Below are 14,038 nucleotides of genomic sequence, written 5' to 3'. Positions count from 1 at the left end.
TAGTTATATTAACTTCTTCGCGTGTTTCACTATCACATAAAACGCGTTTGGCGTTGTATGGTTAAGCCTCACGGGTAATTAGTACAAGTTAGCTTAATGGCTCACACCACTTCCACATCTTGCCTATCAACGTTGTAGTCTTCAACGGCCCTTCAGAGACTTTAAAAGTCTAGTGAGAACTCATCTCGAGGCCTGCTTCGCGCTTAGATGCTTTCAGCGCTTATCAGTTCCGAACGTAGCTACCGGGCAATGCCATTGGCATGACAACCCGAACACCAGCGGTTCGTTCACTCCGGTCCTCTCGTACTAGGAGCAACCCCTCTCAATTCTCAAACGCCCACGGCAGATAGGGACCGAACTGTCTCACGACGTTCTAAACCCAGCTCGCGTACCACTTTAAATGGCGAACAGCCATACCCTTGGGACCGACTTCAGCCCCAGGATGTGATGAGCCGACATCGAGGTGCCAAACACCGCCGTCGATATGAACTCTTGGGCGGTATCAGCCTGTTATCCCCGGAGTACCTTTTATCCGTTGAGCGATGGCCCTTCCATTCAGAACCACCGGATCACTATGACCTACTTTCGTACCTGCTCGACGTGTCTGTCTCGCAGTTAAGCTGGCTTCTACCATTACACTAACCGTACGATGTCCGACCGTACTTAGCCAACCTTCGTGCTCCTCCGTTACTCTTTAGGAGGAGACCGCCCCAGTCAAACTACCCACCAGGCACTGTCCGTAACCCCGATTCAGGGGCCAACGTTAGAACATCAAAACTACAAGGGTGGTATTTCAAGGTTGACTCCAACAAAACTAGCGTCTCATCTTCAAAGTCTCCCACCTATCCTACACATGTAGGTTCAATGTTCAGTGCCAAGCTGTAGTAAAGGTTCACGGGGTCTTTCCGTCTAGCCGCGGGTACACAGCATCTTCACTGCGATTTCAATTTCACTGAGTCTCGGGTGGAGACAGCGTGGCCATGGTTACACCATTCGTGCAGGTCGGAACTTACCCGACAAGGAATTTCGCTACCTTAGGACCGTTATAGTTACGGCCGCCGTTTACCGGGGCTTCGATCAAGAGCTTCTCCCTAAGGATAACCCCATCAATTAACCTTCCGGCACCGGGCAGGTGTCACACCGTATACGTCATCTTGCGATTTTGCACAGTGCTGTGTTTTTAATAAACAGTCCCAGCCACCTGGTCACTGCGGCTCCCGTCCGCTTAGAGAGCAAGTCTCATCACAGATAGGAGCGTACCTTCTCCCGAAGTTACGGTACGATTTTGCCTAGTTCCTTCACCCGAGTTCTCTCAAGCGCCTTAGTATTCTCTACCTGACCACCTGTGTCGGTTTGGGGTACGATTCCATATAATCTGAAGCTTAGAGGCTTTTCCTGGAAGTATGGCATCAGCAACTTCATCACCGTAGTGACTCGTCTCGTGTCTCAGGTTTAGTGTTCGTCCGGATTTACCTAAACAAACGCCCTACTCACTTTCACATAGACTACCAACGCTATGCTTGCTTAGCCTGCTCCGTCCCCCCATCGCAATTATATCGAGTACAGAAATATTAATCTGTTTCCCATCGACTACGCCTTTCGGCCTCGCCTTAGGGGTCGACTTACCCTACCCTGATTAACATGGGATAGGAACCCTTGGTCTTCCGGCGTGGGAGTTTTTCACTCCCATTATCGTTACTCATGTCAGCATTCGCACTTCTGATACGTCCAGCATACCTCCCGGTACACCTTCAACCGCTTACAGAACGCTCCCCTACCACTCAGAATAAATTCTGAATCCGCAGCTTCGGTGCATAGTTTAGCCCCGTTACATCTTCCGCGCAGACCGACTCGACCAGTGAGCTATTACGCTTTCTTTAAAGGATGGCTGCTTCTAAGCCAACCTCCTGGCTGTCTGGGCCTTTCCACATCGTTTCCCACTTAACTATGACTTTGGGACCTTAGCTGGCGGTCTGGGTTGTTTCCCTCTTCACGACGGACGTTAGCACCCGCCGTGTGTCTCCCGGATATTACTTTACGGTATTCGGAGTTTGCAAAGGGTTGGTAAGTCGGGATGACCCCCTAGCCTTAACAGTGCTCTACCCCCGTAAGTATTCGTCCGAGGCTCTACCTAAATAGATTTCGGGGAGAACCAGCTATCTCCCGGTTTGATTAGCCTTTCACTCCTAGCCACAGGTCATCCCCTAACTTTTCAACGTTAGTGGGTTCGGTCCTCCAGTTGATGTTACTCAACCTTCAACCTGCCCATGGCTAGATCACCGGGTTTCGGGTCTATACCTTGCAACTATTCGCCCAGTTAAGACTCGGTTTCCCTACGGCTACCCTATTCGGTTAACCTCGCTACAAAATATAAGTCGCTGACCCATTATACAAAAGGTACGCAGTCACCCAACAAGTGGGCTCCTACTGCTTGTACGTACACGGTTTCAGGTTCTATTTCACTCCCCTCACAGGGGTTCTTTTCGCCTTTCCCTCACGGTACTGGTTCACTATCGGTCAGTTGGGAGTATTTAGCCTTAGATGATGGTCCACCTATATTCAGTCAAAGTTTCACGTGCTCCGACCTACTCGATTTCACTTAAAATGTCTTTTCATGTACGGGACTATCACCCTGTATCGTGGCGCTTTCCAGCAGCCTTCCATTAACACATAATAAGCTTAAGGGCTGTTCCGATTTCGCTCGCCGCTACTTTCGGAATCTCGGTTGATTTCTTTTCCTACGGGTACTTAGATGTTTCAGTTCTCCGCGTTCGCCTCGTTAACCTATGTATTCAGTTAACGATACCTGCAAGCAGGTGGGTTTCCCCATTCGGAAATCCTAGTCTCAAGCGCTTTTTACTAGCTTGACTAGGCTTATCGCAAGTTAATACGTCCTTCATCGCCTCCAACTGCCAAGGCATCCACCGTGTACGCTTAGTCACTTAACCATACAACCCAAACGGGTCTTTGTTTTGTGACAGTTTAACTTCGCCAGAAGTCAATATTGAATACTAAAGTAGATACCAATCAATTAACTCATAAGAGTTAACTAAATGGCACTCAATGGTACTGCTACCATTGTTTTTTTACTTTTGAAAACTCTTGATAAATACAATGTATTCATCAGAATTTTATTATCAGCTTTTCCAAATTTTTAAAGAGCATATTAATTAGTTATCCCAAAGGGACAAGCACTAATTAACAATCATCTGTGTGGACACTACGAACAAATAAGTTCTAAATCGTATAAGGAGGTGATCCAGCCCCAGGTTCCCCTAGGGCTACCTTGTTACGACTTCACCCCAGTCATGAATCACTCCGTGGTAAACGTCCTCCCGAGGGTTAGACTATCTACTTCTGGAGCAACCCACTCCCATGGTGTGACGGGCGGTGTGTACAAGGCCCGGGAACGTATTCACCGCGTCATTCTGATACGCGATTACTAGCGATTCCGACTTCATGGAGTCGAGTTGCAGACTCCAATCCGGACTACGACGCACTTTAAGTGATTCGCTTACCTTCGCAGGTTCGCAGCACTCTGTATGCGCCATTGTAGCACGTGTGTAGCCCTACACGTAAGGGCCATGATGACTTGACGTCGTCCCCACCTTCCTCCGGTTTATCACCGGCAGTCTCCTTAGAGTTCTCAGCATTACCTGCTAGCAACTAAGGATAGGGGTTGCGCTCGTTGCGGGACTTAACCCAACATCTCACAACACGAGCTGACGACAGCCATGCAGCACCTGTATCAGAGTTCCCGAAGGCACCAAACCATCTCTGGTAAGTTCTCTGTATGTCAAGTGTAGGTAAGGTTCTTCGCGTTGCATCGAATTAAACCACATGCTCCACCGCTTGTGCGGGCCCCCGTCAATTCATTTGAGTTTTAACCTTGCGGCCGTACTCCCCAGGCGGTCTACTTAATGCGTTAGCTTTGAAAAACAGAACCGAGGCTCCGAGCTTCTAGTAGACATCGTTTACGGCGTGGACTACCGGGGTATCTAATCCCGTTTGCTCCCCACGCTTTCGTACATGAGCGTCAGTGTTGACCCAGGTGGCTGCCTTCGCCATCGGTATTCCTTCAGATCTCTACGCATTTCACCGCTACACCTGAAATTCTACCACCCTCTATCACACTCTAGTTTGCCAGTTCGAAATGCAGTTCCCAGGTTGAGCCCGGGGCTTTCACATCTCGCTTAACAAACCGCCTGCGTACGCTTTACGCCCAGTAATTCCGATTAACGCTCGCACCCTCCGTATTACCGCGGCTGCTGGCACGGAGTTAGCCGGTGCTTCTTCTGTCAGTAACGTCACAGCTAACGGGTATTAACCGTTAACCTTTCCTCCTGACTGAAAGTGCTTTACAACCCGAAGGCCTTCTTCACACACGCGGCATGGCTGCATCAGGCTTGCGCCCATTGTGCAATATTCCCCACTGCTGCCTCCCGTAGGAGTCTGGGCCGTGTCTCAGTCCCAGTGTGGCTGATCATCCTCTCAAACCAGCTAGGGATCGTCGCCTTGGTGAGCCATTACCTCACCAACTAGCTAATCCCACTTGGGCCAATCTAAAGGCGAGAGCCGAAGCCCCCTTTGGTCCGTAGACATTATGCGGTATTAGCAGTCGTTTCCAACTGTTGTCCCCCACCTCAAGGCATGTTCCCAAGCATTACTCACCCGTCCGCCGCTCGTCAGCAAAGTAGCAAGCTACTTTCTGTTACCGCTCGACTTGCATGTGTTAGGCCTGCCGCCAGCGTTCAATCTGAGCCATGATCAAACTCTTCAATTAAAAAGTTTTATGTCTTTCGACAGCTCAATGAATTCTGAATTTTTTAATATCTTTCGATATTGAATTGACTGTGCCGAATAATTACCTAAATAACTATTCTGTTGGTCACTCAGTTTTCAATTGAGACTCTAATTTGTTTGCCTCGTTACTTGCTCAATAAAGAACGAAGTAGGTTGGCTGTTAGAACTCAATCTGTACGAGTGCCCACACAGATGATTGCTTTATATTGTTAAAGAACGTTTTGATTCGCTTTAGCGTCTCAAGGGATGCGAATAATACACCCTTTATTTTTCGAGTCAATACTTAGTTTTAAACTTTCTTTTGGAAGATTTAAAACCGAAGTTTTATTTAACTCTCTGAGTAGTTCGTGCCTCGCTATGCGTTGGCCTTTCCCGTCTCAGTGGGGTCGCATTATAGGGAGATTCGAGCGGGGGTCAATGTTTTATTTCAGCTTTTTGACAATTAAATGAATTTAGTATAAAAGCTATACAAATAAAGGGCTACAGGATACTTTTAGTTTAAAAAACACGCACAACATATGTATCTATTGATGAGGTATTAGTAAGGTTTAAACTAAGCTGTATGTTAAACAAACAACACACAGCTTTATTTTAAATTAAAGGTTTATTTAGATGCTATTTCCCATACGGCAATGGAGCCTGATATTTCATTTCCAACGATTAAGAGTGGGTTTCCTGTAGCACTCTGCTCTGCTGGAACGAATTCCATTCCTTCAGGCGCTAAATCGCCTGTAATATTAGCGTCTTTAATTAAGCCTCTATTATAGAAGTAGTCTTCAAACTGCACATTGTATGGATTAGTAATGTCGTACACCATAATGCCGCCCATACGCTCAAGCCCTATAAAAGCAAATGTACGATCGTCAATTTTACCAATAGTCAGCGCTTCAGGCTCTGCGCCTTTATCATCTGAACGTGAGTCACCTTTGTTTTCATCTTCATTATTGTTAAATGATTCACCATGCACAGATGCTGTTATACGTGCTATATCGTCGCCTGAATCAAAAACCACCAGCCCATTGCTATCCCAAATAGTAAAAGAACGTGCGCCATAGCCGTAAAGCGATTCGTATTGTCCGTCGTTATTGGTATCGCCTTTTATTGTTGTTACTTTTAAGCGACCAATATCATCATCGTCATTATTTAAGTAATCAAAGTTACTAGCAAGCGTTAAGTCTTCAACGCGGCTTTCATCTATATAAGCTAAGCAGCCATCGTCTTTATCGTAATCAAGTCCACCCTTTGCTATACAGTCTGCTTCATCCGTTGTATCAAAAAAGTATTCTCTTGCGTCACCTTCGTTGGCAGTAACTATAAAGTTAGCGCCTTTCCAACTAAAGCTTGAGATAGTATCGGGCTGGTACATACCATAGAGCCCTGGGTATGATTTAAAATTCACGCCGCCGTCTTTATCTGAGGCATCAAGTTGTAAGCTTGACCAATCTTTAAAGCCTAAGCCCTTTAGCTCAAGACTGTTGTCTTGTAGGTTAACTATTGTAAGTGCATTGTTTTCTTGAATAGATACATAAGCATATTTGTTATCTTTAGAAATGCTAACGTACTCGGGCTCTAAATCCATAGCTACTGTAGTATTTATTAGATTACCGTTAATAGTACGACCATTTGGGTTTGCAAAAACTACCCCTTGCGCTTCTAGTTCGGTTTGTTTGTTGTTATAGGCTTTAAAATCAATATTTATTGCTGTATCGGCTATTACATTATTTGTTATATCGATAATACTAATAGAACCTTCAGGATCTACGCTGTAGTCGCCACTTGGTTCACCTTCGTTAGCAACCACTGCCTTTGCGCCATCATGGGTGAACGTCACCATGTCTGGTAAAAATCCGACCGTTACGTTTTTAATAAATACAGGTGAGTCGCCGCTTATATCGTAAAAAGCAATTTGACCTGCATCCCCCGTGCTTTTAGCAGCCATTGCGACCGCGAGTAAATTATTGTTTTCATCAATAGCAATGCTGTTTGCATCGCCTTGAGTATGCTCGTTTAAAGGCAACGTAATAACGGATGTTAAATTTTTGCCGTTTATAACCCCTTCGTTATCTTTAACGAGTGCGGCAGTATCAAAGGTGTCGGCGGGTAAAATATCAACAACAGCGTCATCACCTGAACTGTTAATAGCGTAAATCCATTTTTTAGATGCTTGGTATGCAACTATTTCAGCCGCACCTTCTGGGCTTTGTGCATTTAGTACACCTCTACCCACAAGGTTAATATTTAATGCTGAATTAGCATTTACACCATTTACACCATTTATCCCATTTGCGCCTTGTTCTCCCTGTAATCCTTGAGAGCCGTTTTGACCATCGTCACCATCAAGTGCACAACCAGTAAGAATAGATATAAGTGACAGCGCAATAATTGATTTTTTAAACATATGATTTTCCTTAGTATTGTATTTGCTAAATATCAACACACAGGCATGACAAGATTATGGCAGTTTTAATACAGCCTCTTAGCCTAAGTAATTAGCTTATACGCTAGCGGAGTAATTAAAATTAAAGCGGCCGTATAACCAAGCATTTTTGCACTCGGGGAATACTCTCGTTTAATTGCAACCCCTAGCAAAGGTCTAAGTACATCAATACGTGTAATACTCCATGTTATAACCCCGCAGAGAGACCAAGTTCCTGTAATAATGATAAATGGCTCAACAACAGCCTCTAAATTTAAAGGTTGCAGTAAAAAACACAAAATAATCAAAATGCTTTGATGCAATAAATAAAAGGGAAACACCCATGCATTGAGCTGCTTTAAATAGTAGGTATTAAAATTTAAAAATCGGTGAGCGAGCGCAAGTACAAAAAATACACCTACAACACGTTGAATATTATAGCTAGCGCTTAAAATAAAATGAGGAAGAGTAAACATCTTCTGATAACTTAATATTATAAGTACAAACAAAACCGCAAAACTCAAAGCCAGTAATACCAAGTTTTTATTTAAGCAGTTCCAAAAGTAAGTGTTTTTGGCAAGTATGTATCCTGCGAGTAGCAGTATTAAGCCGTTAGTCTCTCTAATTGAATCGCCAGTTAAGTAATGGCTTGTAAATAGTACGGCAATAGTGAGCAAGGTAATTAAAAACCCAAATGACATACCCGCTTTAACAAATGTTTTTAAAGGCGTAATAAAAGGCAAGCGTGCAAAAAGAGTTAAAACAATAATGATCAGCATAAATTGCCACAACGAGCGCAAATACCATAAGTGATTTACATCCACATTCGGCCACACTCCAGACTGATAATTAATAAAAAGCGTATTGTTAGTCTCTATAAAAGCTAAATAAAATTGCCAATAACTAATATCAATAACATCGTGCTGCGACATTTCTGCAAACAGCTGTAAAGGCACTATTAACCATAAACCCACCAGCAAGGGTAATAGTAAAAAAATAGAGCGGTATAAAGTGAAATGTAACCAAGACTTAAAGCCACTTATTTTATCAATCATAAAACGCAGTGCTACACCCGATATAAACCAAATGAGCAACATACGCCAAGGTGAAAACACCAACATTAAATATTCAACATACTGTGATGTGTAATTACTTTTAAAATGAAATCCCCAGTTTTCGCTATACAACATGCCAATGTGATAAAAAATTAGCGACGCAAATGCGATTACCCTAAGCCAATCAAGATAATATTTACGCGAATTAACTAATGAAGGTTGTTGTGTTTGAATGCTCATGCTTTTATTACTTTATGAATTTTATGCGTTATTCATACCTAAAGATCTCGCTAAAACTATCTACAAGTGCTTATATTACAAGCAATAGTGATAAAAGGTGGTATACAGGGGTAAGCGTGCCACGTCAGCAATAAGCATACATTTATGAACCTACAGCACTTTCAACGTTTTCAAAGCATTTACGCATCAGTATTACTGTGTGCTTACGTATTAATTAATAATACAGTAAACGCTACAACCCAAATAATGGAAGCCCAAAGAGAAGGGGCTTTAACTTTTTTAATGTGGGAGCCATTTGTTTGGGAGTATTCAAGTGCCTTGAGTACTTTGCTTATATTCCCTATTTTAATTTGGTTTTTAAGACACTTATCTTTTAATTGGCAAAATATTACGGCCTCATTAGGTATGTACTTTGCTGCCTCTATTATATTTAGCGTGTTACACGTTGGTATTATGGTATGGGTTCGTAAATTCATATATTTGTTGAATGATGGGTCTTACAACTTTGGACTTAGCTGGTTTGAGTTTATTTATGAATACCAGAAAGACGCTATAAGCTTCGTGTTTTTCATTGTACTTATCAAAGTATATCAATATGTGGTGCAGCAGTTACTAGGTGAAGCTTCTTCAATTGAAGAAAGTGAGCAGCAAACAACATCGACCATAAATCGCTTATTAGTTAAAAAGCTCGGTAAGGAATTCATTATAAAAATAGAAGATGTTGATTGGCTTGAATCATCGGGTAATTATGTAAACCTACATATAGGCTCACGTATATATCCGTTAAGGGCAACACTTACAACATTGAGCAAACAACTTGAAAAGCAGGGGTTTTGTAGAATTCACCGCAGCCATGGCGTAAAACTCGATAAAGTGGAGTCCATTACACCACTACCCAGTGGCGACAGTGAAATAAAACTAACAACAGGTAAAGTACTAAACCTATCTAGACGCTATAAAGAGCAATTTAAACTAACGTTGCAATAATACAAATCAAACAAGCGATAATGGCTTACACTAAAATCAGTGGCCAAGTTTAGTTGGCCACCAGCTTATCTGACACACTTAACTGTAAATCAAGATCTGAAAGCGCATTATTTTGTTCAAACAAACTTAAAGAGGCTTGCCAAATATCGATTTGATGCTCATTTAATTGTAGTTCCAAGTTTTTAGCCTTTCACTCAGTTAAAAGGCTATTTAAATCACTGCGAATTAATATTTGCGGATTAAATAACTTTTGCGGTACATCAATTGGCTTAATTTCATCATAAGCAATCACTGTTTTTTTACCTGGCTGCATTTGATCGATTAACGACATAGAAATCACTTTAACTTTGTTGTTTCTCTCACCTCTTTCAAAGGTAGCCGTTTTGGCATGTTTGCCAGAACGAAGATACAACTCTGCTTGCAATGGAAATAAATCGGCTTTATCAACGGTAAGTTGAATTTTTTGATAGCTCGCCTTTTCTGAATAAGCCGTTAAATTAAACACTATGACAGCTTCATTCGTTTCATAAGACTCTATATCGTAATCTTGACTCCAACTAAGTGTCGCAATATCGCCCAGTGATGCCTCCCCCAATAATTTTTGTAAAGGGGTTATGCGTATTGGTCGTCGGCTTTTCGGCATGAACATCCAATAATCATTTTCCTTCATCAAGACCTTTTGTCCTTGCTCTGAAGCCGTTTTAAAAACAACAAGTGATTGTTTATTGATAGATGAATAAACATCATATTGCTTTTCACTTTTTAGCTTCTCTTTATCATATGCACTGACTGTTGCCGAAATTTTTACTGACTCTGCTTCACTTCGATAAGCATCAACGTTGACAAGAGCTGTTTGCAGATCAAATCCACCTTCGTATTGTTCATTTACAGTTTGCGCAACAGCTGATACAGAAATAAGCGACAGCGCACAGATAGATATAATATTTTTAAATTTAAACATGACTTAGTGCCTCTGTAATTGATTTTGAACTGCCTTTATATGCAGCCTTTAGTGCCGCTAATACACATACCAATACCATAGTAAGTAATACAATACCTGCTACTTCCCATGAGAAAGTAATGGTTAAAGGGTAACCCTGATTGCTACCAGGCGGTGGTGGCATTTCTAAACCTAAATAAACCAATCCCCAAGCAATGAAGGCAGATGCAACAATACCTAACGCCGCGCCAATGAACCCTATCATGCTTGACTCTAATACAAAGTTACGAATAATTTCCCATTGATAAGAGCCCATTGCCGATACAGTCCCTATTTCACGGGTTCTTTCACTAACAGTCATCGCCATCGTGTTTGAAATTGAGAAGAATACAAGTAACACCATAATTCCACCTAACAGGCCAAAAATACGGTTATAAAGATCTTTTACTGACTGATAATAGAATGCGCGCTTCCACCAAGGTGTAAACTCCAATGACTGGTCACGCTTCTGATAATCTAAAACTGTTTGTTGTGTTTTACTTATGTCAAATAAGTAAACCGACAATGAGCTGACTCTCTCGGTATACAACAATGATTGCGCATCTGATAGTTTCACATAGAGCTGTCGCTTATCTAAATCTGGCACACCTGTCGTATAAATTGTATTAGTTCAGACAAGATCTGACAATTCAACTTGAAAAAGTGAGAGTTACCCGTTTTGATAAAGGTGTCGAATCTTTAAATCAAAACAAACAAAAAGGTAACTCTCATGTTGCATACTAACAATCCAATCATAAAACACAAAGCTGGTTTACTTAACCTTGCCGAAGAACTAGGCAATGTATCAAGAGCCTGTAAAGTCATGGGCGTATCACGAGATACATTTTATCGTTATCAAGAACTCGTTAATGAAGGTGGTATCGATGCATTAATCGAAAAGAACCGCCGTACACCAAATATAAAGAATCGCGTTGACGAAGAAACAGAGCAAGCCGTCATTAACTATGCAGTTGACTATCCTGCTCACGGTCAACATAGAACCAGCAATGAGCTTCGTAAGTTAGGCGTGTTTGTCTCAGGTAGTGGTGTTCGTTCAATCTGGTTGCGTCACGATTTAGAAAACTTCAAAAAACGATTGAAAGCATTGGAAAACAAAGTCGCTAATGAAGGCATTATTTTATCTGACGCTCAAGTTGCTGCGCTAGAAAAGAAAAAACATGACGATGAAGCCTGTGGTGAAATTGAAACAGCGCATCCCGGTTATCTTGGCTCACAAGACACATTTTATGTTGGTAACCTTAAAGGTGTTGGTCGTATCTATCAACAAACCTTTGTGGATACCTACAGTAAAGTCGCCTTTGCGAAGCTCTACACAACGAAAACGCCAATTACAGCGGCTGACATGCTCAATGATAAAGTATTGCCTTATTTCGAAGGTCACAAATTGCCTATGCTTCGAATATTAACTGACCGAGGAACTGAGTATTGTGGGCGAGTTGAGCATCATGATTATCAGCTATATTTGGCAATTAACGACATCGACCATACAAAAACGAAAGCAATGTCCCCGCAAACAAATGGTATCTGTGAGCGTTTCCATAAGACGATTTTGAACGAGTTCTATCAAATCACATTCCGCAAAAAGTTGTACGATTCAATGGAAGAACTACAAAAAGATCTGGACGAATGGATGGATTACTACAACAATGATCGGACTCATCAAGGAAAAGTATGTTGCGGTCGAACACCACTTGAAACATTATTGGATGGAAAAACGGTTTGGGCAGAAAAGAATTTAGCTCAAATCTAAACTAACAGTCACCATTAGAAAAATGGGTAACTGTCAGATCAAGTCTGAGCTAGTACACCTAGAGCGTGTTGATCTTTCGAGTACACTTTCTAGCCAACCCACTACGATTCAGGTTTATCGTTGGAAAACAAAAAATCTCTTGTGTAATTGACTAGATTATCTGGTTTTTAAATAAAAACGGCTAAAGCAATCTTGTTTTAATTTTAGCGATTATACTCTGCTCTAATTTTCTGTATAAAAACTTTAAGCTCATTAAGCGTTGGCTCAATGCCTTTTTCATTATGCATTTCAAACCAATCGGCTATGTCGCTAATTTTTATAGAACCGTCTTGTAGACATAAATCATTATTTTTTAGCCAAACATCAGGCGCTCGAAGTGAGGGTCCAGTATACCAACTACAATAAGTGTAACCTTGGCTTTTTAAATTAGACTCTATGACAAGATTCGTCGGGATTGATAGAATTAATAAAACAATTAAACCTACAACTGCACTTTTAAATGCATTAATTAAAGTTAACTTTATATCAAACCCCAAAAAGCGCTGTAAAGTCGATAAAAACGTTAGAAATAAGCAAGGTAATAATAAAAAAGATAGCAGTATGGTGGCTTGCTCTTTGATAAAAAATTGAGGCCGACTAACTAAAAATATTGTTTCCACTTCGGAAAAAAAATTTAAGGCTATTTTATAGCACAGTCCTCCACTAACAATTAACAAGAAGAAAACAGAAGCTAATTCTTTCACATTTGCAAGGGATAACTTTTTATCTGCTTTTTTCCATTCTAAAATAGGCATTAGTTATAAGACCTAGTTTTTTTAAACATAGGAACTCCAAAGGTTTCATGTAAAAATTCATTTGGATTTTCTTTATATTCGCTATTAATTTTCTGCGCTCCAGCCTTAATTTTAACTACACCACTCTGTATCTTATTTTCAATATTTCTTAACTCATCAGAAAGTACTTTTACATAATCACTGGTATCCGAAAATGCAATTGAAAAAGCCACCCCAACGATTACAACAACCAACAAGGGCACTAATACTGTACCAGCAATTATTATTGCTAAACCTGCTGATGCTGCTGATGCGACACCTAATATTGTACTAGTAGTCACAATAGCAGCTCCAACTACAGCCATATCCACGGCTACACCTGCCACTAAGTCATGCCATGTTTTTTGATCGTTTAAAAGGTAGTCTGTAGCATGAAATGTCACTGAAATTGCTAGAGTGAGCACAAACCCACCCTTCATAGCTTTTGCAGCTTCTAATTTACCGACACCGATAGTAAAAAGTTTGGGGTTACTTGCTAAATAACGAGTACCCGTTAAATGAGCTCGGATACCAGAGTAAGAAGTGATTATAATAGCGGGGGAACCGTTATAAACTTTAATTTTAAACTTACCGAAAACATTACCTTGGCGCTGCATTGCAGCCGCTATAATGGCTAATGCCTTAATATCATCAAATAAAGGGTATAACCCACCTCCTGTCTTTAATGGTTCTTTAATTCGTTTCCATTTACTTGATAGTGAATTATGCTCTTCTAGTAACTCATCAAGCCAATCAACCACTTCTGAACGAGATTTACCTTGCTTCATCTTTACAGAGATAATGTAGTCTACAAACTCTGCTGAGTTCATTTGAATAAGAGTGTGGTTATTACCTGATAGAATGCTTTTTATTTGGCTTTGACGTTGCCTTTCGGCAATAGCACGGCGAGCATGAGCTGACATATAACACTTCCTTGAGTATATTTTAATCCATTATTTTATAGTCTACTTAATC

General features: G+C 41.2%; 9 protein-coding genes and 2 rRNA genes. 2 read left to right on the top strand and 9 right to left on the bottom strand.

From position 1 onward, the window contains the following. Positions 1–57: 57 nt before the first annotated feature. The 4 genes from D172_RS00330 to D172_RS00315 all read right to left on the bottom strand — a co-directional run bounded on the left by D172_RS00330 (position 58) and on the right by D172_RS00315 (position 8,514). Positions 58–2,948 (bottom strand): 23S ribosomal RNA (locus D172_RS00330). Positions 2,949–3,247: 299 nt separating this feature from the next. Then, a 16S ribosomal RNA gene (locus D172_RS00325) occupies positions 3,248–4,783 on the bottom strand. Together the 16S and 23S rRNA genes form the textbook arrangement of a ribosomal RNA operon. Positions 4,784–5,407: 624 nt before the next feature. Then, positions 5,408–7,201, bottom strand: coding sequence for a choice-of-anchor I family protein (locus D172_RS00320; RefSeq protein ID WP_007379055.1), 1,794 nt, complete (start codon positions 7,199–7,201; stop codon positions 5,408–5,410). Between the two features lie 83 nt (positions 7,202–7,284). Then, complete coding sequence (locus D172_RS00315; protein ID WP_007379054.1) at positions 7,285–8,514, bottom strand: acyltransferase family protein; 1,230 nt, start codon at positions 8,512–8,514, stop codon at positions 7,285–7,287. A 144-nt stretch (positions 8,515–8,658) separates the two neighbouring features. Between D172_RS00315 and D172_RS00310 the strand changes: the two genes are divergently transcribed. After that, positions 8,659–9,501 (top strand): LytR/AlgR family response regulator transcription factor, encoded by an 843-nt coding sequence (locus D172_RS00310; RefSeq protein WP_007379053.1) that lies wholly within the window; start codon positions 8,659–8,661, stop codon positions 9,499–9,501. A 49-nt stretch (positions 9,502–9,550) separates the two neighbouring features. Here the strand turns inward: D172_RS00310 and D172_RS21840 are convergent, their stop codons facing one another. From D172_RS21840 to D172_RS00300, 3 genes are read right to left on the bottom strand one after another with little or no spacing between them, the layout of a single operon-like run. Next, the gene (locus tag D172_RS21840) at positions 9,551–9,679 is read right to left on the bottom strand and encodes a hypothetical protein (RefSeq protein WP_007379052.1); all 129 of its coding nucleotides are present in this window, start codon (positions 9,677–9,679) and stop codon (positions 9,551–9,553) included. 12 nt (positions 9,680–9,691) lie between these two features. Further along, positions 9,692–10,462, bottom strand: coding sequence for an outer membrane lipoprotein-sorting protein (locus tag D172_RS00305; protein WP_007379051.1), 771 nt, complete (start codon positions 10,460–10,462; stop codon positions 9,692–9,694). Beyond that, complete coding sequence (locus D172_RS00300) at positions 10,455–11,057, bottom strand: ABC transporter permease (protein ID WP_232224841.1); 603 nt, start codon at positions 11,055–11,057, stop codon at positions 10,455–10,457. Before D172_RS00300 ends, D172_RS00305 begins: the two co-directional genes overlap by 8 nt. 153 nt (positions 11,058–11,210) lie before the next feature. On the opposite strand from D172_RS00300, the gene D172_RS00295 reads away from it, so the two are divergent. After that, positions 11,211–12,251, top strand: a complete 1,041-nt coding sequence (locus tag D172_RS00295; protein ID WP_007379120.1) for an IS481 family transposase — start codon at positions 11,211–11,213, stop codon at positions 12,249–12,251. Between the two features lie 203 nt (positions 12,252–12,454). On the opposite strand, the gene D172_RS00290 is transcribed toward D172_RS00295, so the two are convergent. Then, entirely contained in the window at positions 12,455–13,045 is a 591-nt protein-coding gene (locus D172_RS00290) for a DUF1240 domain-containing protein (RefSeq protein WP_007377670.1), read from the bottom strand. Further along, positions 13,045–13,986: a hypothetical protein gene (locus tag D172_RS00285; RefSeq protein ID WP_007377669.1), complete on the bottom strand. Its 942-nt coding sequence runs from the start codon at positions 13,984–13,986 to the stop codon at positions 13,045–13,047. The genes D172_RS00290 and D172_RS00285 overlap by 1 nt, the downstream gene beginning before the upstream one ends. Between the last annotated feature and the right edge of the window lie 52 nt (positions 13,987–14,038).

This window comes from Pseudoalteromonas sp. Bsw20308 (genome assembly GCF_000310105.2).
Taxonomy (GTDB): domain Bacteria; phylum Pseudomonadota; class Gammaproteobacteria; order Enterobacterales; family Alteromonadaceae; genus Pseudoalteromonas; species Pseudoalteromonas fuliginea.
Note: the sequence above shows the minus strand (reverse complement) of the source record. Positions and strands in the feature narration are given on the sequence as shown.